This is a genomic window from Flexivirga sp., assembly GCF_051955415.1.
Classification (GTDB): Bacteria; Actinomycetota; Actinomycetes; order Actinomycetales; family Dermatophilaceae; genus Flexivirga.
Genome location: NZ_JBQCGS010000092.1, coordinates 1 through 17,832, shown reverse-complemented (window position 1 = coordinate 17,832; position 17,832 = coordinate 1). Strand labels below are relative to the sequence as shown.

General features: G+C 69.9%; 20 protein-coding genes. 9 read left to right on the top strand and 11 right to left on the bottom strand.

All coding sequences use genetic code 11. The features are described 5' to 3' along the window. Nucleotides 1–240: PH domain-containing protein (locus ACTHL4_RS15265; protein WP_440283622.1), on the top strand; the 240-nt coding region annotated here is incomplete at its 5' end. Between the two features lie 6 nt (nt 241–246). Here the strand turns inward: ACTHL4_RS15265 and ACTHL4_RS15260 are convergent. Further along, on the bottom strand, nt 247–1,176 hold the full coding sequence (locus ACTHL4_RS15260; protein WP_440283621.1) for a 5'-3' exonuclease: 930 nt from the start codon (nt 1,174–1,176) through the stop codon (nt 247–249). A gap of 33 nt (nt 1,177–1,209) precedes the next feature. Between ACTHL4_RS15260 and ACTHL4_RS15255 the strand changes: the two genes are divergently transcribed. Further along, nucleotides 1,210–1,653, top strand: a complete 444-nt coding sequence (locus ACTHL4_RS15255) for an Lrp/AsnC family transcriptional regulator (protein WP_440283620.1) — start codon at nt 1,210–1,212, stop codon at nt 1,651–1,653. 2 nt (nt 1,654–1,655) lie between these two features. Here the strand turns inward: ACTHL4_RS15255 and ybaK are convergent, their stop codons facing one another. Next, nucleotides 1,656–2,162: a Cys-tRNA(Pro) deacylase gene (ybaK, locus tag ACTHL4_RS15250; RefSeq protein WP_440283619.1), complete on the bottom strand. Its 507-nt coding sequence runs from the start codon at nt 2,160–2,162 to the stop codon at nt 1,656–1,658. 360 nt (nt 2,163–2,522) lie between these two features. On the opposite strand from ybaK, the gene lnt reads away from it, so the two are divergent. The 3 genes from lnt to ACTHL4_RS15235 are packed head-to-tail and all read left to right on the top strand — an operon-like array spanning nt 2,523 to nt 5,429. Then, nucleotides 2,523–4,118: an apolipoprotein N-acyltransferase gene (gene lnt / locus ACTHL4_RS15245; RefSeq protein WP_440283618.1), complete on the top strand. Its 1,596-nt coding sequence runs from the start codon at nt 2,523–2,525 to the stop codon at nt 4,116–4,118. Continuing rightward, the gene (locus tag ACTHL4_RS15240) at nt 4,111–4,905 is read left to right on the top strand and encodes a polyprenol monophosphomannose synthase (protein WP_440283617.1); all 795 of its coding nucleotides are present in this window, start codon (nt 4,111–4,113) and stop codon (nt 4,903–4,905) included. The genes lnt and ACTHL4_RS15240 overlap by 8 nt, the downstream gene beginning before the upstream one ends. Further along, the gene (locus ACTHL4_RS15235) at nt 4,902–5,429 is read left to right on the top strand and encodes an FxsA family protein (protein ID WP_440283616.1); all 528 of its coding nucleotides are present in this window, start codon (nt 4,902–4,904) and stop codon (nt 5,427–5,429) included. The genes ACTHL4_RS15240 and ACTHL4_RS15235 overlap by 4 nt, the downstream gene beginning before the upstream one ends. A gap of 96 nt (nt 5,430–5,525) precedes the next feature. On the opposite strand, the gene ACTHL4_RS15230 is transcribed toward ACTHL4_RS15235, so the two are convergent. From ACTHL4_RS15230 to ACTHL4_RS15215, 4 genes are all read right to left on the bottom strand, one after another. Further along, entirely contained in the window at nt 5,526–5,888 is a 363-nt protein-coding gene (locus ACTHL4_RS15230; protein ID WP_440283615.1) for an RNA polymerase-binding protein RbpA, read from the bottom strand. A gap of 288 nt (nt 5,889–6,176) precedes the next feature. Further along, nucleotides 6,177–7,553, bottom strand: a complete 1,377-nt coding sequence (locus ACTHL4_RS15225) for an MFS transporter (protein ID WP_440283614.1) — start codon at nt 7,551–7,553, stop codon at nt 6,177–6,179. A gap of 75 nt (nt 7,554–7,628) precedes the next feature. Further along, nucleotides 7,629–9,092, bottom strand: coding sequence for an FAD-binding protein (locus ACTHL4_RS15220; protein WP_440283613.1), 1,464 nt, complete (start codon nt 9,090–9,092; stop codon nt 7,629–7,631). A 51-nt stretch (nt 9,093–9,143) separates the two neighbouring features. Continuing rightward, nucleotides 9,144–9,854, bottom strand: coding sequence for a DsbA family oxidoreductase (locus tag ACTHL4_RS15215; RefSeq protein ID WP_440283612.1), 711 nt, complete (start codon nt 9,852–9,854; stop codon nt 9,144–9,146). A gap of 49 nt (nt 9,855–9,903) precedes the next feature. Here ACTHL4_RS15215 and ACTHL4_RS15210 point away from each other — a divergent pair, with 49 nt between their 5' ends. Next, nucleotides 9,904–11,004 (top strand): DNA glycosylase AlkZ-like family protein, encoded by a 1,101-nt coding sequence (locus ACTHL4_RS15210; RefSeq protein WP_440283611.1) that lies wholly within the window; start codon nt 9,904–9,906, stop codon nt 11,002–11,004. A gap of 2 nt (nt 11,005–11,006) precedes the next feature. Here the strand turns inward: ACTHL4_RS15210 and ACTHL4_RS15205 are convergent, their stop codons facing one another. Then, the gene (locus ACTHL4_RS15205) at nt 11,007–11,558 is read right to left on the bottom strand and encodes an NADPH-dependent FMN reductase (protein ID WP_440283610.1); all 552 of its coding nucleotides are present in this window, start codon (nt 11,556–11,558) and stop codon (nt 11,007–11,009) included. 163 nt (nt 11,559–11,721) lie between these two features. Between ACTHL4_RS15205 and ACTHL4_RS15200 the strand changes: the two genes are divergently transcribed. Then, on the top strand, nt 11,722–12,915 hold the full coding sequence (locus ACTHL4_RS15200; protein WP_440283609.1) for an ATP-binding protein: 1,194 nt from the start codon (nt 11,722–11,724) through the stop codon (nt 12,913–12,915). A gap of 6 nt (nt 12,916–12,921) precedes the next feature. On the opposite strand, the gene ACTHL4_RS15195 is transcribed toward ACTHL4_RS15200, so the two are convergent. Genes ACTHL4_RS15195 through ACTHL4_RS15185 form a run of 3 tightly spaced genes read right to left on the bottom strand, consistent with a single transcriptional unit; the run spans nt 12,922 to nt 14,718 of the window. Beyond that, the gene (locus tag ACTHL4_RS15195) at nt 12,922–13,431 is read right to left on the bottom strand and encodes an N-acetyltransferase family protein (RefSeq protein ID WP_440283608.1); all 510 of its coding nucleotides are present in this window, start codon (nt 13,429–13,431) and stop codon (nt 12,922–12,924) included. Between the two features lie 58 nt (nt 13,432–13,489). Beyond that, entirely contained in the window at nt 13,490–14,158 is a 669-nt protein-coding gene (locus ACTHL4_RS15190) for a (2Fe-2S)-binding protein (protein WP_440283607.1), read from the bottom strand. After that, entirely contained in the window at nt 14,155–14,718 is a 564-nt protein-coding gene (locus ACTHL4_RS15185; protein ID WP_440283606.1) for a hypothetical protein, read from the bottom strand. The genes ACTHL4_RS15190 and ACTHL4_RS15185 overlap by 4 nt, the downstream gene beginning before the upstream one ends. A gap of 246 nt (nt 14,719–14,964) precedes the next feature. Here ACTHL4_RS15185 and ACTHL4_RS15180 point away from each other — a divergent pair, with 246 nt between their 5' ends. Both ACTHL4_RS15180 and ACTHL4_RS15175 read left to right on the top strand, forming a co-directional pair. Then, nucleotides 14,965–16,314, top strand: a complete 1,350-nt coding sequence (locus tag ACTHL4_RS15180) for an MFS transporter (protein WP_440283605.1) — start codon at nt 14,965–14,967, stop codon at nt 16,312–16,314. Next, nucleotides 16,262–17,347 (top strand): DUF3048 domain-containing protein, encoded by a 1,086-nt coding sequence (locus ACTHL4_RS15175; RefSeq protein ID WP_440283604.1) that lies wholly within the window; start codon nt 16,262–16,264, stop codon nt 17,345–17,347. Before ACTHL4_RS15180 ends, ACTHL4_RS15175 begins: the two co-directional genes overlap by 53 nt. A 9-nt stretch (nt 17,348–17,356) precedes the next feature. Here ACTHL4_RS15175 and ACTHL4_RS15170 read toward each other — a convergent pair whose 3' ends face one another. Further along, on the bottom strand, nt 17,357–17,698 hold the full coding sequence (locus ACTHL4_RS15170; protein ID WP_440283603.1) for a hypothetical protein: 342 nt from the start codon (nt 17,696–17,698) through the stop codon (nt 17,357–17,359). Between the last annotated feature and the right edge of the window lie 134 nt (nt 17,699–17,832).

The window sequence follows — 17,832 nt, the reverse complement described above, 5'->3', positions numbered from 1 at the left end:
GGGCGTGACATCCCGCTCTACCGGATCAACGACGTGTCCTACGAGAAGTCGTTGCTCGACCGCATTTTCGGTTGCGGGACGCTGATCATCAGCGACGCCAGCGAACAGCGCGGTGTGCCCCTGCACGACGTGCCACACGTGGAAGACGTGCAGGTGCGGCTCAACGAGTTGCTCTACCACCTGGACGACGGTGGCGACGACGACGGCACCTTCCCGCCGAACGAGCCCCGGCGCGGCTGAGCCGGGTCAGATCAGCTGCAAGGCCGTCAGCAGGCGGCTGACCGGCGAGGTGAGGTCGTGCTGCTCGGTCAGCTCCTTCAACCGGCCCGGGTCCGCGATATGCTGTGGCAGCGCGCCGCTGAAACCCGTGGGCAGCGCAATGTCCTTGACGACCTCCACCACACGGGGCGCGGCGTCCAGGTAGGCTTCGGCGGCCTCCAGCCGCGTGCGCTGAGCACCCTTGAGCAGCGGGTCACCGTCGGCGATGGCGGTCCGCAGAGCGGCCAGATCGCCATACCTGTTGATCAAGGTGGCTGCCGTCTTCTCGCCGATGCCGGTCACTCCGGGCAGACCGTCGCTGGTGTCACCGCGCAGCACCGCCATGTCCGCGTAGGCCGCGCCGGACGACACCGCGTACTTGCGCTCCAGGAACGCCTCGTCGATGATGTCGGGCTCGCGGACGCCGCCTCGGGCGGTGTAGAGGACCCGCACGCTCTGCGCGTCGTCGACGAGCTGGAACAGGTCCCGGTCACCGGTGACGACGTCGACCTGTGCCCGGCCGTGCGCACCCACTGCGAGGGTGCCGATGACGTCGTCGGCCTCGTAACCGTCCACCCCGAGACGGGCGATCCCGATCGCCGCGAGCACGTCGACGATGACCGGCACCTGCGGGGTGAGCGCCTCCGGCGACTCCTCGACGCCGTCGGTGCCCCCCATCATCCGGTGGGTCTTGTATGACGGGATCGCCTCGACCCGGAACGCCGGTCGCCAGTCGTTGTCCCAGCATGCGACCAGCTCGGTCGGCGCGTGATCGTGCACCAGCGTCGCGATCATGTCCAGGAAACCGCGAATCGCGTTGTTGGGCATGGCGTCCGGCGTCGCACGACGATCCGGCACGCCGTAGAAGGCACGGAAGTAGAGACTCGCGGAGTCCAGCAGCATCAGGCGAGGTTGCATGGCTACATCCTCGCAGAGCCCTACAGTTCGGGCATGGAAGAACTCGACCGGCGGATTGCCCAGTTGCTGTCCCAGGACGGTCGGCTCAGCTACACCGACCTGGGCAAGGCCACGGGTCTGTCGACCTCGGCGGTGCACCAACGCGTGCGCCGGCTGGAGGAGCGCGGGGTCATCCGCGGCTACCGGGCGGTCGTCGACCTCGAGGCCGCCGGCATCCCGATGACGGCACTGATCTCGGTGACGCCCTTCGACCCGTCGGCGCCGGACGACATACCGGACCGGCTGCGGCATCTGAGCGCGATCGAGTCCTGCTTCTCGGTCGCCGGGGATGAGAACTACGTGTTGCAGGTGCGGGTGGCCAACCCGGGCGAACTGGAGGAGTTGCTCGGCGAGATCCGCGCCGCAGCCAGCGCGACCACCCGCACCACGGTGGTGCTGAGCACGCCGTGGGAGGACCGGTCACCGCTGACCGACTGAACTCAACGCGCGATGGCGGCCACGCGCGCCCCGGTCACCCGGACCAGGTCCGCGGGCGCGAGGTCGACGTCCAGACCCCGACGGCCGCCGCTGACCAGGATCGTGACGTGACCAGCTGCCGACGCGTCGACCACGGTCAACAGCGAGCGCTTCTGCCCGATCGGGCTGATCCCGCCGACCACGTATCCGGTGGTCCGCTGGGCAAGCGCCGGATCGGCCAATACCGCTCTCTTGCAGCCTGTTTCACGAGCGAGCGCCTTCAGGTCCAGCTGCCGATCGACCGGGACGACAGCCACCACCAACCCGTTGTCCTTGGGACGGTCGGTCTGCACGACCAAGGTCTTGAACACGCGATCGGCCGCGACGCCCAGCGCCGCCGCGGCCTCCAGGCCGAACGAGTCGGCGTTGCGATCATGGGCGAACTCGTGCACCCGGAACTCGACCCCGAGCTGCCGCAGCGCGACGGTTGCCGGGGTCCCGGACGGGGTAGAAGAACGACGCGCAGGCACTGGTACATCCTCTCGCGCGGCGTGTTGCGCGCGACACGCCGGGTCTGCCTGAAAAAGTTCTGGGAGGGCCGATCGCTCTGACCTGCACAAACGCGCGTTTGTGCAGGTCAGAGCGCTGTTGACAGCGGCTGCCGCACCGGTAAATTCGTGCCCAACGTTCGGAGCTCGTCACGGGCGAGATTGCGAGCTGAGGGTGCGTGGATGGGCCCCTCGTCTAGTAGAAAACGTGCACGCCAGGGGAGACCTGCGTGTATTGGTCCCAACGACGAGGCGGCCCGTCCGCGACCGAATCACCCACCGCACCTTGCGAAGTCGCCAAGTCCTCGTCGCCGGTTGCCGCCGCCCGGTTAGGCTTGCCGAGTGATTGTCCGCCTCGCTCTCGCTGTCGCAGGCGGTCTGTGCCTCTGGTTGTCCTTCCCCGGCCCGGCGATCTGGCCGGCCGCCATCGTCGGTGTCGCGCTGATGGCACTGGCGACCAAGGGCACCCGTGCCCGCGCCGGGTTCCTGCTCGGCCTGGTCGGTGGATTCGCCTGCTTCGGCCCGACGCTGCACTGGGCCGGCACCTACGTCGGTGCGGTGCCGTGGCTGGCGCTGGCGATCACCGAGTCGGTCTATCTGGCCTTGATGGGCGCCGCCTGTTCGCTCGTGCAGTCGGCCCGCCGGTGGGAGCGCCTTCCGCAATGGCTGTCGCCGGCCGACGGCCCGCACGTGCGGCCGCTGGCGATCGCGCTGTTGTGGGTCCTGCAGGAGGCAGTGCGTGACTCGATGCCGTTCGGAGGCTTTCCGTGGGCGCGCCTGGCATGGTCCACCGCCGGCTCGCCGCTGGCGCACCTCGCCTCGATCTTCGGCGCCCCCGGCCTCACCTTCGTGGTCGCCCTGCTCGGCGGGTGGCTGGCGCTGACCGTCGACCGCGTCCGCCGGGGTATGCCGCCGGCGCGTGCCGTGCTGCCGCGCCTCTGGCCGGTGATTGCGGCGGCCGCCGTGGTCGGCGTCGCGGTCGTCTACCCGACGCCGACGGGCGGCCCGAAGATGCAGGTCCTCGCCATACAGGGCAACGTGCCGACGGCCGGGCTGGAGTTCAACGCGCAGCGCCGCGCGGTGCTGGACAACCACGTCAAGGAGACCGACAAGGCGGCCGCCCGGATCAAGGACGGCACGCTGCCCGAGCCCGCCTTGGTGATCTGGCCGGAGAACTCCTCCGACATCGACCCCACCCGCAACGCCGACGCCGGCACCGAGATCGTGCAGACGGTCGACCGCATCGGCGTGCCGCTGATCGTGGGCGCGGTGCTCCAGGAGCCGGCGCCACAGACCAGCAACACCTCGTTGCTCTACCTGCCGGACAAGGGCATCGTGGACCGCTATGTGAAGCAGCACCCGGTGCCGTTCGCCGAGTACATGCCCTACCGGTCGTTCTTCCGGCACTTCAGCAGTGCCGTCGACCTGGCCGGCAACTTCGCCGCCGGTCACCGGACCGGGCTCTTCCGGGTGCCGACCAAGCACCACGGCACGGTGAAGGTCGCTCCGGTCATCTGCTTCGAGGTCGCCTACGACTCGCTCACCCGCACGCCGGTGCGCGAGGGCGCGCAGCTGCTGGCGGTGCAGACCAACAACGCCACCTTCGGCTACACCGCCGAGTCCGAACAGCAACTGGCCATCTCGCAGGTGCGCGCGATCGAGCTGGGTCGATCGATCGTGCACATCTCGACCGTCGGCGTCAGCGGGCTGATCACTCCCGACGGTGTGGTGCACGACAAGACCGGCCTCTTCACGGCGCAAGCGGTCTCGGGTGCGCTGCCGCTGCGGACGGGCGAGACGCTGGCGGTCAGGGTCGGTGCCGTGCCGGAATGGCTCGGTTGCGCCGCCGCCTTGCTACTCTGCGGCGTTGCCCTGGGCGGCAACCGCGCCTCCCGCCGTCGGTCCCTGAGCGTCAAGGAAGTTCACGAGCTTGTCTGAGCAAGACATCCCGCACCGTCCTGTCCTGTCCACGATCCTGGTGCTCGTCCCGACGTACAACGAGCGGGATAACCTCCCGCTGATCCTGCGTCGGATCCGCACGAGCGTGCCCGACGCGGACGTGCTGGTGCTCGACGACAATTCGCCGGACGGGACCGGCGCAGTCGCCGACCGGCTGGCCGCCGGCGACGACCGCATCCGGGTCCTGCACCGCGCCGCGAAAGAAGGACTCGGCAAGGCTTACCTGGCCGGGTTCGACTGGGGTCTGGAGCGTGGCTACGACGCGCTCGTCGAGATCGACGCCGACGGTTCGCACCCGCCGGAAAGACTCCCGGCGATGCTCGCCGCGGCGCGGGAGGCGGACGTGGTGATCGGGTCGCGCTGGGTGCGCGGCGGCAAGGTCGTCAACTGGCCGGTGCACCGCAAGGCGCTCAGCGTCGGCGGCAACATCTACGTCAAGACCCTGCTCGGTATGCCGGTCAAGGACGCCACCGCCGGGTTCCGGGTCTACCGGACCGAGGCGCTGCGCGCGATCGGGTTGCACGACGTGGACTCCTACGGGTACTGCTTCCAGGCGGATCTGACCTGGCGGGCGATCCGGGCCGGGCTGCGGGTGGTGGAGGTGCCGATCACCTTCGTGGAGCGGGAGATCGGCCAGTCGAAGATGAATCCGGACATCGCGCGCGAATCGCTGCTGAACATCAGTCGGTGGGGATGGGAGTATCGGCGCGGTCAGATTCGTTCTATCGGTGAACGTCTCGCGCACCGATCGAAGGACGACAGTTGAGCACTCCCATCGCCGGCACACCGGGGCGGGCGCCCTTCTGGGCCCGCCTGTTGTTCGCCGTGACCCTGTGCATGCCGATCATCGAAGTGGTCGTCATCGTGCTGGTCTGGCACATCATCGGGTGGTGGACGCTGCTCGCGCTGGCGGCATGCTTCTGCCTGGGCCTGGTGGTCATCAAGCGCGCCTCGGTCGGCGCCGCCAGGGAGATGCGCGCGGCGATGGCCGAACGCCGGCCGCCGGCCCGGGAGGTGGCCGATGCGCCACAGGCACTGGTCGGAGGAGTGCTGCTGCTCATCCCCGGATTCGTCACCTCCCTGCTCGGGATCATCCTGATCCTGCCCGGCATGCGGTCGGTGTCGCGCCGCCTGATGCACCTGGTCGTCGGGCGCCGGATGGCGGCCGGTGGCATCCATGTCGTCGACTACACCGCGACCCGCGCCGATGTGCGCCGTGATGATCCCGAGGTGATCGAGGCGGAGATCATCGAGGGCGACGTCATCGACGAGGAGCGCCGCGACAGATGAGGCGCTGACCGGCGCGTCATACCCGCGCCTGGTGCAGGCACGAAGGAGCCGACCGGAAGATCCGGTCGGCTCCTTGGTGTCTGACGGCGTGACGTCTCAGGCAGTGCGCTTGCGGCGCGGCTTCTCGCCCCGGGAGGCGCGCAGCAGCGTCAGCCGCTCCTGCAGCAGCTCCTCCAGCTCCGGAATGGAGCGGCGCTCTAGCAGCATGTCCCAGTGAGTGCGCTGCGGCTTGACCGGCTTGCGCTCCGGCTCCGGGCCGTCCTGCAGTTTGGCCTCGGCGCCGCAGGTGCCGCACTCCCACAGGCTGGGGACGTCGGCCTCGACGGAGAACGGCAGCTCGCTGACGTGGCCCTGGTCGCACACGTAGCGCACGATCTGGCGCTCACTGAACGCGATGTTGTCCTCGGTCTCCAAGGACAGCGTGCTCAGGTTGGTCCCTCGCAACGAACGCTCTGCCATGTCCACTCACTTCTCTCTCGTATCGAACCGGTCCGAGAACCTGCCCCCCATGGGTCATACCGGTCTCGGCGATCTATGTCGTGCAACGGTCGATCGGGCCGCGGTGTTCCCGAGCGGCAGTGCTCGGGACCGTCCGGACGATCAGGACCTACGTCACTGAAGACGTGCCAGCGCCGCAAAAGGTTGCGCATCCTACGTCTTCGAACGCGTCAGTATGCCGTAAGCCTCGGCAAAAGTCCCATCGGGCGGCGGGCGACCGTGAGCCGGATCACATCTGCCGCCAGCTGTTCACACCACCCGCGGCGGCGTGTTGCCGGCGTCGAGGATCCCGTCGCGGACGCGCACGCCGCGCAGCAGGATCGCGCCGACGCCGAAGAAGACGACCAGCGCGACGATCGAGTAGCGATAGTCGCGGAACCACTGGAAGACCAGCCCGAACACCAGGGTGCCCAGCCAGCTGGTGCCGCGCTCCATCGCCTGGTAGAGGCTGAAGTACTCCGACTCACGCCCGGCCGGGATCAGTCCGCTGTACAGCGACCGCGACAAGGACTGGCTGCCACCGAGCACGACACCGATGGCCGCCGCGACCAGCAGCCACAGGACGAGGTTCCTCTCCGGCAGGGCACAGGCGGCACAGACCACTGCCGTCCAGATGAACAGACTGGAGTAGATCATCCGCTGGGCACCGTGCCGTCCCGCGAGCCGGCCGAAGGCCACCGCACCGAAGAACGCGACGAACTGCACGAGCAGGATGGTGATGACCAGTTCGCTCTCGCTGAACCCCAGTTGCTTGTTGCCGTAGAGGCTCGCCGCGGCGATGACGGTCTGCATGCCGTCGTTGTAGAAAAGGTAGCCCAGCAGGAAGCGCTTGGTCTGCGGATAGTGCTGCAGCGACGCGAAAGTGGTGCGCAGTTGCCGGAAACCGCCCACCCGGTCCCGGGGCGCGGGCCGCTCCAGCCGCGACAGCGCGCGCAGGCCGCGCAACGGGATGATCGCGAACAACGCCCACCAGACACCGGCCACGAGGAAGGCGACCCGGACCGCCCCGGCCTTGTCGAGCCCGACGACGTCGTGCGTGACCAGCAGCACCAGGGTGGCGGCGAGCAGGGAGCCTCCGCCGAGGTAGCCGTAGGCCCACCCGCGCGCCGACACGTAGTCGCGGTCGTCCGGGGGCGTGATCCGCACCATGATCGCGGAGTAGACGATCAGCGCCGCGCCGAGGCACAGGTTGGCCGCGATCGCCAGGATCACGCCGAGCTGCCAGTCGGTGCCGCTGATGGCGACCATCGCCGCGGCCGCAGCCGCACCGGCATACGTGAACCCGGCGAGGTAGCGCAGTGGATGCTGCGACCTGTCCACGGCGGCGCCGATGAAGACCAGCACCACGGCGGAGATGACGGTCGAGACCGTCAGCACGTACGGCACGAGCGACCCGGGCGCGACACCGATGCCCAGCACGTCCAGGTTGTGGTCGCACGCCTGGTCGGTCGGCTGACCCGGGCACGCCTGCTTGTTGGCGATCGAGGTGAGGTAGGGCGCGAAGAGCACCGCCGCGGTGACCACCACGTAGGAGGCGGCGGCCCAGTCGTACCAGTACCAGCTGCGTTGCAGGCGCTGCTGCTGCGGGCTGGAGACGTGCGCGATGTTCGTCCGCAGCAGGGTCACGCGCGACACTGTGGCACATCGCCGGCGTCGGTGCGCGGTGATCCGCGGCGTGGCACCCGGGAACCTCGGCTGGGCTCAGACGGCCAGCCCGCTGTGCACCCGCCGCTGCGGGTCGTACGTGCGCCGCACCGTGGCCAGACGGTCCAGGTTGGTGTCGTAGTAACGCCGGGCCGGCTGTCCGGTCTCCAGGTAGTTGACGTAGCCGCCCGCCGAGTACGGCCCGACGGACCGATGGGCCGCGGCCAGCCAATCGCGCGCCGAGGCGTAGGAGCTGTCGCCGACGTACCACTGCACGGACGCGGTGTGGCGACGCCATGGGAACGCCGTGGCGCCGGGTGCGAGGTCGGTGACGGCGCCGGTGAGCGGGTCCAGCAGCGCACTGCCGGGCAGCCCGGCACGGGACCGGGCGGTCACGGCACGGACGACGGCGGCCGCGGCCGCGGCATCGACGGTGGCCAGCACGTCGGACCCCGCGGTGAACCGCTGCCGCGGCGACGTGGTGCCGCCGCCGAGGTAGACCGCCGCGTCGAGATAGCCGAGGCGCCGGTAGCTGGTCGCCGTGGGCGATGTCCCGATCGTGTGCACCAGCGAGGCGGCGGCGGCACGCTCGTCGCCGCCGGCAGTCACGCCGACGACGCTGACGTGCAGTCGGCCATGGCCGGTCGCATCGACGTGCACACCCGCCCACCGGGAACGGGCGGTCGTCCGGATCCACCGGGCCCAGCCGGTCAGCACCCGCACTGCGGCGCCGCCGGCGAACGTCAGCGTGAAGATGCCCTGCTCGCCCGCCGGGTGGGTGGCGAAGCGCAGCACCGTCACCACGCCGATGTTGCCGCCGCCACCGCCGCGCAGTGCCCAGAAGATGTCACTGTGCTGCGCGGCGCTCGCGGTGATGCTGCGGCCGTCGGGCAGCACCAGCCGGGCCTCGGTGAGGCGGTCCGCCGTCAGGCCGTGCGCCCGTGACTCCACCCCGAGGCCCCCGCCCAGCGCCAGCCCGGCCGCCCCGACCGTGGGACAGGTCCCGGTCGGTATGCCGCGACCGACCGCAGCGAGGTGCTTCTTGACGTCATACAGGGTGGCGCCGGAGGCGACCAGCACGCTGCGGCTGCGCGCGTCGTAGGACACCGAGTGCAACGGCCGCAGGTCGAGGACCAGCGTGCCGTTCGCCGCCGAGGCGCCGACGTACGAATGCCCGCCGGCGCGTGGCGCGACCTGCAGACCGAAGCGCTGGGCGAAACGCATCGCCCGGGCAATGTCGGAGCTGCGCTGCACGACCATCACCGCAGCCGGGCGATTGGCGTCGAACCGGGTGTCGAACACCCGCTTGGTACGGGCGTACGGCGCGGTGCCCGGCAGGTCGACCGGTCCCTGCACGGTCCGCGCGAAGGCGATCCAGTCCCGGGTCGTCGGGGCCGCGGCGGCACTGCCGCGCGCCGGCAGCGGGTCCGCGGAGCTGGTGGCCGGGTTGCACCCGGCGAGCGCGGCAAGCACACCGCTGCCGGTCAGCGCGAGGGCGGTCCGTCGGGTCGTGGTCGTCATACCCTGCGGACGCCGCAGCGCCGGGTTCAGTTGGCGGCGGTCAGCGTCGGGTCAGGGCGCGCTGCAGCCGTCGGGTCCGCAGACCGCGCCCGCCGAGCCCTGACCCGCCTGTTGCATCACCAGCGGATGCGCGTCCTGCCACGCCTGCTCCAGCGCCGCGGTGAAGGTCGCGGCCGGTTGGGCCCCGGAGACACCGAACTTCTCGTCGATGACGAAGAACGGCACACCCTGGATGCCGTAGGAACGCGCCCGCGCGAAGTCCTGCTCGACCTCGCTGCGGACCTGCGGGTCGTCCAGGGCCGCACGCACCTCCGCGGCGTCGAGTCCGTGACGCACGCCGAGGTCGACCAGCTGCGCAGAATCGCCGATGTCGACGCCGTGTTCGAAGTGGGCGGACAGCAGCGCCTCCTTCACCGCGTCGGCCACGCCGTGCCGCGCCGCGAGGTGCAGCAGGTGATGTGCGCGCATGCTGTTGGCGACCACCAGGCCGTCGAAGTCGTAGTGCAGGCCCTCGCCGGCGGCCTGCTCGGCGACGTGGGCGAACATCTGCCGCACCTGCTCACGCGGCATGCCCTTGCGCTCGGCGAGGTAGTCGGTCTCCGAGCCGTCATAGTGCTCGGGCAGGGTGGGGTCGAGTTGGTAGCTGTGCCAAGTGATTTCGACGTCGTCGGCGTGCGCGAAGTCGCGCAACCCGGCTTCGAAGCGGCGCTTGCCGATGAAGCACCAGGGGCAGGCGATGTCGGACCAGATGTCAACCTTCATGTATGCCGCAACGGCGCCACGGGGGCGCGCATTCCATTACCGTGCGCGGGTGACCATCGTGCGACTGTCCCGCACCGACGCCCGCCGGATCGCGGTGCGCGCGCAGTTGCTCGCGGCGCCGCGCCGGACCGGTCTGCTCGACGTCGTGCGGGCGCTCGGTTCGGTGCAGGTCGATCTCACCAGTGCGGTCGCGCCGAGTCCGGAGCTGGTCTGCTGGAGCCGGCTGGGCTCGGCATACCCGCTGGGCGGACTCGAGGACCTCTTCGAGGCGCGCGAGGTGGTCGAGTTGCGGGGGCGGATCCTGCCCGCCGAAGACATCCGCCTCTACCGTGCGGAACTGGCCGGCTGGGGGCGGCGGCCGCGTGTGGAGTGGCAGGAGTTCAGCGCCGAGTGGGTGCAGGCCAACGACCTGTGCCGGCGCGACATCCTGGACCGGCTCGCCGAGGAGGCGCCGCTGCCGGCAGCAGCCTTCGAGGACACCTGCGAAGTGGCCTGGCGTTCCAGCGGCTGGACCAACAATCAGAACGTCGTGCGACTGATCGATTTCATGGAGAGCAGGGGAGAGGTCGCGGTCGCCGCACGCGGCGAGCGGGGCGAACGGTGGTGGGACCTGGCCGAACGCATCTACCCCGAGACCGATGTGGTGCCGGAGGACGACGCCCTCAGGCAGCGCTCACAGCGCGCGTTGGGCGCCCTGGGCATCATGCGACCGAAGGTCTACGACCTGGCGGGCATCCTGCGCAAGGATGTCGAACCGCCCGGGGTGCCGGCCGTCATCGACGGCGTGCGCGGCACCTGGTGCGTCGACCTCGCCCAGCTCGACCGGCCCTTCCGCGGTCGCACCGCGTTGCTCTCGCCACTGGACCAGCTGGTCTTCGACCGCAAGCGGACAGCTGAGATCTTCCAGTTCGACTACCCGCTCGAGATGTACAAACCCAAGCCGAAACGGCGGTGGGGTTACTGGGCGCTGCCGATCCTGCACGGCGACCGGCTGGTCGGGAAGCTCGACACGACCGCCGACCGGTCCCGCGGCCGGCTGGTCGTGCACGCCATACACGAGGACGTGGAGTTCAGCGCCTCGCTGCGATCCGCCGTGGACCGCGAGATACGTGCGCTGGCAACGTTTCTCGGGCTGCGCGAGGAACGCTGAACTCAGGCCGCCTGCAGCCGGTTGGTGAGGGTGACCAGCGCGTCGAGCAGGGCCTTGATCTCGCCCTCCCGGCGGTCCTGCAACTGCAGCCCGTGCTGGTCGAACTCGGTGAACAACTGCAGCGCCACCTGGTGTCGCACATCGATCATGTGGAAGTTGGCCACGATCTGCCGCCACTGCTCGACCGCCCGTACCCCGCCGTCGGCCCCGTAGGAGACGAACGCGATCGTCTTGCCGGTCCACTCCGGCCCGAGGCTGTCGACGGCGTTCTTCAACGCGCCGGGAACGCCGTGGTTGTACTCCGGGGTGATCATGACGAAGCCGTCGCATGCATCGACGGCCGCACTCCACCGGGTGACCTCGGGGGAGTCGTAGGTGCGGTTGGCCATCGACGGCAGCGTCGCCGAGGTCAGCAGCGGCAGGTGGAACTCGCGCAGGTCCAGCACCTCGAAGTCGGCGCCCCCGGTCTGCGCGGCGTGGCTGCGCACCCATTCGGCGACCAGCTCGCCTTTGCGGCTGTCACGGACAGATCCAAGAATGATTCCGATCTTCACGTCTCCCGATGCTAACGATCCCGCTCGAGCGCCCCGGACACGGTGGTCCGCCGGGCCCGCGTCACGGGCCCGCTCCCGTGCGCCACCGACTGTCGGCCGCAGCCGATACGCTCCTAGACGTTTGCACCGATCCGTATACAACCGTCCCGAGCCGAGGCACTGCATGGCACAACCGAGTCCCTACACGCCGGGTGCGGTGGCACGCGAGATTCCCGGGCGCAGTAGGCAGTTGGCCGCTATCGAGGAACGCCTCGACATGATGACGATGATCGGGCGGATGGTGCCCCGCATCCGGGTCGACCACGGCCCCCGCGGCGTGGGCAAGACGTCGCTGCTGCGGCAGGTGGAGCAGCGTGCGCGGGCCAAGGACGCCGACACGATCTGGGTGACGGCGGGGGAGTCGGCCGGTCTGGTTCCGGCGATCGCCGACGGTGCGGAGCGGCTGGTGCGCCGCTGGCCGGCGAAGATGAAGCAGCGGGTCAGTGAGGCGTTGTCGCACCTGGAGCTCAAGGTCACCGGTGGCGTGCCGGGCGTGGCCAGCATCGAGGCGGGGTGGAGCGCTGCCGGCGGGCGACGCCGCGCGCGTGGTGCGACGCGCGAGTTCGAGGATCTGGTGGTGGCCACGGCGCAGGCGTCGTTGGAGCGCAAGCATGCCGGGCTGGTGCTGCTCATCGACGAGGTGCAGGCTGCCGATCCGTCCAGCCTGCGCACGATCTCCTACGCCTGGCAGCATTTCCAGTCCGAACGACGTGACCTGCCGGTGGCGCTCTTCGCTGCCGGACTGCCCGAGAGCGTCGGTGTCATCAACGCGGCGGTGAGCAACTCCGAGCGGTTCGCCTACCGGCAGTTGAAGGACCTCAGCCCGGACGCGGCGGCGGTGGCGCTGGCCAACCCGGCGCGACAGTTGGGTGTGGGCTGGAGCGCCGCCGCGCTCGACGCCGCCGTCCGGTATGCCGCGGGCTACCCGCACACCGTCCAGCTGATCGGCGAGAACGCCTGGCGGCATGCGGGATTTCCGGACGCCGGGGCGACGATCAGACGCGAGCACGTCGAGGCGGCGGCTGCCGATGTCGAAGAGGACTTGCGGGAGCTCTTCACCGCCCGGCTGTCGAAGGTCACCCGGCAGGTCGAGCTGGATTTCGTGCTGACCATGGCCCGCCTCGGCGACGGCCCGGTCCGCCGCAGCGCGATCGCAACCGCGATGGGCAAACCGTCCGATGCCCTCGGTGTGCCGCGCAGCAGGCTGATCGGAGCCGGCATCATCACCGACAGCAGCCACGGCCACGTGGAGTTCACCGTGCCGGGGTTCGCCGCCTTCGTGCGCGAGGTGCACGATCTGCCCGATCCCGGCGAGTGAGCCGACTCAGGCCGGCGCGGCCGGCCGCCGCATGCGTTGGTCGAAGCAGCGCCACGAGTCGTCATACCGCTCGGCGCCATCGAGGTCGAAGCCGAGTTTGCGGTAGAACCCGATTGCCCGGTCGTTGCCGCGCAGCACCCACAGGTAGCTGGGCGCGTCGCCGACGGCGCGGGCCATCAGGTCCTGGGCGACGCCGCGACCGTGCCAGCGGGGTGCGACGTTGAGGCTGAGCACCTCCAGCGGGTAGGGCGCGTCCGCGTCCCGGCCCGGGCCGACCTCGACGATGCCGACCGGCTCGACGTCGACCACGGCGATCAGGACCCGATTCTCCGACGCCCCGGCGTCCACCCCGGAGACGGTCGCGCGCCAGCGTGTGGTGCTGTTGTCCACGTCCAGCCGATCGAGCAGTGGCTGCTCGATGAGGCCACGGTAGGCATGGCGCCACACCGTCACGTGCAGAGCGGCCAGCGCGCAGACGTCGCCCGGTGCGGGGGCTCTGATCGTCCATTCCGGCACGCCGGCGAGTATGCCGCACCCGCGGCGGCGACACACAGATCGTGCAGCGTGTCGTCGGTCAGTGGCGCAGGACGCAGTCGCCGCACACTGCAGTTCCGGCCCGGTAGATGAGGCAACAGCTGCGCCGCCGGAAGTCCGGACCGCTGCGCAGTAGCCCACCGTCGATGCGCGGGTCGGACAGCAACTCGTCCGCCGCACGCCGGGCGGCGGGCAGCAGGTCGGGACGTGTCGTTCGCAACAGACTCAGGGTGCTGTTGGCCGCGGATCCGACATTGCCCCACAGCACGTGTGCACTGACGGCATACAGCCGCTGGATCACGGTCGTCAGCGCCTCGACGGCGGTGTCGGATGCGGTGCCGGACGCCGTGCGCGATGCCGTGCCGGTCGTGCCTGTACTGGCCAGCGAGAGCTGGACCAGCCCGCCCGGCGGCTGCCGCCACCAGACGTGCTCGACGGCCGGTGAGGCCTCGATGCCGAGTGCGCGGGTACACAGCTGGGCGGCGACGAGTCGGGCGGCGAGGCCGAAGTGCTCGGTGGAGGCTGCGGTGCGTAGGTCGACCGGGGCGGCACCGGTGCGCAGCGCGCGCGACACCTGCTGGACGCGGTCGCGGATCGCGTCCTCGCGCAAGCGCGCGCTCAGTGGCTGCCACGGGGCCTTCGGTATGTCGTCTACGGCGTGGTCCGCGAACGCGAGGGCAGCGCCCAGCCGGTGCGGATCGTGGGTCACGTGGCGATCCGTTCGACGAGTGCCTGCAGCGGCGGGGGAGTCGTCGCAGGACCGACGGCTGCGGCCAGGGCGCCGGCCAGGAGTGCCTTGCGGCCCGAGGCGACGCCGCAGAAGCGGTGCAGCTGCTCGGCCAGGGTTCGCTCCTGCCAGGCCGGCTGCTGCCGGAGCGTGGCGAGTTTGCCGTCCAGGCCGAGGCCTTCGATCACCGCCACGGTGCGTTCGGTGCCGAGCGCGCGGATGAGTTCTTCCTCGAGGTCGGCGTGACAGACGAAGAAGCCGTATGACGACAGGTCGCTGGCATCGCGCACCGGCAGTCCGACCTCGTCCAGCGCGTGTTCGACGAAGCGGGCCTCGGGTGCATCGCACAGGCCGAGGATCTCCGGGACTCGCGGTCGGGTGCGGTGGAGTGCGATGAGCTCACGGCGCACGTTGGTCACGCCTCCGAGGTCGACGAGTCGGACGTGCCCCAGATCCACGCCTCGTGTCGAGGCCACCGCGGTCAGTGCTGCGATGTCGCTGATCCCTTCGAGCAGCACCACTTTGCGGACCGCACCGCGCACGAGCCACCTCCTGACGTCGTCCCGACTCTACGCAGCCGCGCTGCCGATCTTGGTCGTGACTGCACGCTCCGACGACATCGATGTGGTGGCGACGCGTCGCCGGACGCGGGTGCCGCCGGCAGATGCGCTCCGTTATCGTGTGGCGCATCCCACGGGAGTCCGTACGACGCACGGGCTGAGAGGGCGACAGCCGGTCGCCGACCGTCGAACCTGTCCGGGTCATGCCGGCGAAGGAAGGACTCCGCGGTGGCTGCCGTCATACCTGAATCACGCCTGTCTCCACCACGATCCGACGAGCAGCAGACCCGACAGCGAGCTCGCGCCGCGTCGTTGGTCGGCAGCACGCTGGAGTGGTACGACTACTTCGCGTTCGCCACCGCCTCGGCGCTGGTCTTCGGCGACGTGTTCTTCCCGTCCAGCGCCCGGGTGACGGGTCTGCTGCAGTCCTTCGCCGTGCTGGGTGTCGGATTCGTCGCGCGGCCGTTCGGCGGCCTGGTGCTCGGTCGGCTGGGAGATCTGGTGGGACGACGCCGGGTGCTCCTGATCACGCTCTGGACCATGGGCCTCGCGTCGACCGCGATCGGGTTGCTGCCCACGGCGGCGCAGATGGGGTGGGTGGCGCCGGCTCTGCTGGTCTGCCTGCGCCTGGTGCAGGGCTTCGGGGTCGGCGGCGAGTGGGCGGGAGCCGCCCTGGTCGCCGTGGAGAACGCGCCCGCCGACCGTCGGGCGCGGTGGGGGAGCCTGCCGCAGATGGGTACGGCGCTCGGCGCGGTGCTGGCGACAGCGGTGTTCGTGCCGGTGGCCATGCTGCCCGATCGTGAGCTGCAGTCGTGGGGGTGGCGACTGCCGTTCCTGCTGAGCGCGCTAGTGGTCGCAGTCGGCCTGTGGATCCGCAGCGGGCTGATCGAGGCCGCCGATTTCACGGAGTTGCGCCGGCGGGGTGAGATTGCGCAGCGACCGGTGCAGGAGACCTTGCGGGTGGACCGCGTGCCGGTCGTGCTCGCGATCGGGCTGCGGTTGGCCGAGAACATGTGGGGCTACCTGGTGCTGGTGTTCGCGCTCACCTATGTGCCGGACGCCGGCCACCTCGGCAAGGACGCGGTGCTGACCGGAGTCAGTGTGAGCATCCTGCTCGGCGCCGGATGTTATTGGGGGGCAGCCTGTGTGGCCGACCGGGTCGGTCGTCGTCCGGTCTATGTGGCGGGCGCCGCGTTCGGTGTCTGCTTCGCCTACCCGTTCTTCGTCATGTTGCGCAGCGACTCGCTGCTCGTGGTGTGGGCGGCGTTGCTGCTGGGCTGGGGAGTCGCCAGCGGTGTCAACTTCGCGATCGAACCGTCCTGGTTCACCGAGTTGTTCGGCCGGCGCACCCGCTGCACCGGCCTGTCGCTGGCGTACAACGTGGCGACGATGCTGTCCGGGGTCACGCCGTTCCTGGCCACTCTGCTGCTGGAACGCGGTCACGGCCGGCCGGTGCTCATCGTCGCGCTGCTGGTGGTGCTCGGGTCGGTTGCTATCGGCTGCGCCATACTCGCCCCGGACCCGTATGGCGCGCACCGATCGGTCCGCTCGGCAAGGCGGTCATTGCCGGGGCTGTAGCGTTGTCCCGATGACTGCCCACACACGACGCGGTGCCCTGCTGGCAACTGCCGTCGGACTCCTGTCGCTGACCACGGCGGCCTGCGGTGGCGGATCCACAGCCTCCACGGCCTCGAGGACGCCGTCCAATGGGGCGCCTTCGTCGGCGTCGCCCACAACGCGCAGTGCGACGCCTCGGCCGACGACTGGGCGACCGGCGGGGAACCCGCTCACCGGCGGCCCCCGTACCGGCCGTCCGGTGATCGCGGTCAAAGTGGAGAACACCAGCGCGGCGGTGCCGCAGTACGGACTGTCACCGGCCGACCTGGTGTTCGTGGAGGAGGTCGAGGGCAACCTGACCCGGCTGATGCCGGTCTACTCCACCAGTTTCCCGAGCCGGGTCGAGCCGGTACGCAGTGCCCGCAGCACGGACGTGGAGATCCTGCCGATGTTCGGTCACCCGGCGCTGGTCTACTCCGGTGCTGCTTCGCAGATCCGGGCGAAACTGGACCAGGCGCCCATCACACTCCTGGGCGGCGGCAGGCGTGACTCCCATCGTCGGGCACCGCACAACCTGTATGTCGATGTGGCGGCGTTGGCGCAGCGGCACGGCCTGTCGGCCTCGCGGGACATCGGGCTGCGGTTCGCCGAGGGCGACCCACGGCTGCAGCACGCGGCCGGCGACAGCTCGTTCACCGTGCAGGTCGGCGGTGACCGGTTTTCGTTCTCATACCAGGGGAGTCACTATCTGCCGAGCTGGAACGGCAGGCCGTACCGCGACGTCGGGGCGGGCGGTCACCAGGTGACCGCCGACAACGTGCTGGTGCTGCGCGTGCGAGAGGTTTCCGACGGCTACCGGGACCCAGCGGGCAACCCGGTCTATCGGTCCGAGTCGACCGGCTCCGGAAAACTGACGCTCTTCCGTAATGGGAAGAAGCTGTCCGGAACGTGGCACCGGGCGGCGGTCGACAAGCCGTTCCGGCTCACGGACGACCGGGGGAGGACGCTGACGCTGACACCAGGGAAGACGTGGATTTTGTTGCAGAACATGTGAATTCAGATCTCATTGCGCGTCATCGGCAGCCACCTCGCCGTCCGCCAGGAGGCCTCGAGTGATGAGCCGCCGCAACGGGTCGTGCTGGGGACCCAGCGCCGTCGCCGGCCCGTAGAACACCGACGGGTCGTAGCGCCATACCGGACCGCCGACGTAGTCGGGATGCTCCCAGTCGTAACGGGCGAAGATGTGGGCATGCAGGTAGGCGTCGGTATTCCCCAGGATCTCGTAGTTCAGCCTGCGGAAACCGCCGTCCAGCCGGCTGCAGGCCGAATCGACAGCAGCTCCGAGTCGGTCCATGGAGTCCAGGAACGCCAGTCGTCGTGGCCGGGGGAGATCGGTCAGGGTCAAGTCCCTGGTAGTGGTGTAGCGGTTCGCGTTCTCCTTGTTGAGGTTTCAGGCGGTGAGTTCGGGTAGTTGATCGGCTCCGATCTCGGGTTCGGTGGTAGTGATGACGGTGATGCGGCATCGGGCGAGGACGTCGA